The following is a 1,481-nucleotide window of genomic DNA, read 5'->3' as shown; positions in this document are numbered from 1 at the left end:
CCCTTCGGTGGCACGGCTCCCGTCTCGCGCGCGAACCAGGCCGCCGCGTGAGAATTGAAATGAGCGCCTCCTACCCCCCGTATTCCAGCGGACGTTCACGGGCCCGACGGTATCGAGGTTGCCAAAGTTGGAAGATCATTCAGGTCTTCACTGTGCTAACTGGAGGGTTCGACATGAAGCTCACGCCTGTTGGTATCGACATTGCAAAAAACGTGATTCAGGTACACCACGTGGACGCGAAGACGGGAGAAGTCGTCAACAAACCCATCAGGCGAGCGAAGTTCCTTGAGTACTTTGCGAATCGCGCACCGTGCCTGATTGGAATGGAAGCATGCGGCGGTGCGCATCACTGGGCACGGCAGCTGACGAGGATGGGGCATGAGGTCAGATTGATGGCCGCCGAATTTGTAAAAGCTTTCAATATCCGAAACAAGAACGACGCGGCGGACGCGCGGGCGATCTGGCTGGCGGTACAGCAACCAGGTAGGCCGGTTGCGGTGAAGACGGAGATGCAGCAAGCGGTACTGGCATTACACCGTATGCGCGAGCAACTGGTGAAGTTCCGGACGATGCAGATCAACTGTCTGCGAGGGTTGCTGACCGAATACGGCGAAGTGATGGGCAAAGGTCGGACGGCGCTCGACAGGGCGATACCGGCGATCCTGGATCGGGTGTCGGAGCGTCTGCCGACAGTATTGATCGACACGATGCGCGAACAATGGAACGGCTTGACGCAGCGGGACGGGCAGATCGCGCGGATCGAGCAGCGAATTCGCGCGTGGAAGAAGGAGGACAAGGCTGTGCGCGCGATTAGCGAGATTCCGGGCGTCGGAATGCTGACGGCAACTGCGGCGGTCGCGATGATGGGCGATCCCAGGGCGTTCAGTTCCGGTCGCGAATTTGCAGCGTGGGCCGGGTTGGTGCCAAAGCAGACCGGCTCCGGCGGCAAGATCAACCTGCTCGGGATCAGCAGGCGCGGCGACACGTATCTTCGAACGATGCTAATTCACGGTGCGCGTAGCGTCGTCACGAACGCGAAGGAACCGGGCCCATGGATCGAGCAGATGAAGAAGCGACGACCGCTGAACGTGGTGATCGTCGCATTGGCGAACAAAATGGCAAGAACGATCTGGGCGGTACTGGCCCACGACCGCCCGTACCAGAAAGAATACGTCAGTGTGAGGCCGGCCTGACCGGGTCGATGCCATGAAAGATTGACGTTGAACGCAGGACGAACGCCAGCAGGTTGCGCAGGCAACGTATGTGATGACAAGACAGGTCGGACCGGGACTCGCTAAACCTGAATCCTCTCTTGAGCTTGGGGCTCGCCGTGAGAATGAGGTGCGAGTCAGCGGATTTCATAGGGGCTCGCAGCGGAAGGTCGACTGCAACAAGCCGGATATAGAGATGCAACCAATTCTGTCGGACTCGGAGCGTACGGATCTTGTGCAAAAGGAGGCGCTCATATAGAGAGGATGTCG

General features: G+C 59.0%; 1 protein-coding gene. It reads left to right on the top strand.

What is annotated here, in order from left to right; genetic code table 11:
• Window positions 1–173: 173 nt before the first annotated feature.
• On the top strand, window positions 174–1,193 hold the full coding sequence (locus HV796_RS42280) for an IS110 family RNA-guided transposase (RefSeq protein WP_175233549.1): 1,020 nt from the start codon (window positions 174–176) through the stop codon (window positions 1,191–1,193).
• Window positions 1,194–1,481: the final 288 nt, after the last annotated feature.

Origin of the sequence: Paraburkholderia humisilvae (genome assembly GCF_902859855.1) — a bacterium.
Classification (GTDB): Bacteria; Pseudomonadota; Gammaproteobacteria; order Burkholderiales; family Burkholderiaceae; genus Paraburkholderia; species Paraburkholderia humisilvae.
The sequence above is the reverse complement of the archived record's forward strand: the minus strand, read 5'-3'. Positions and strand labels throughout refer to the sequence as shown.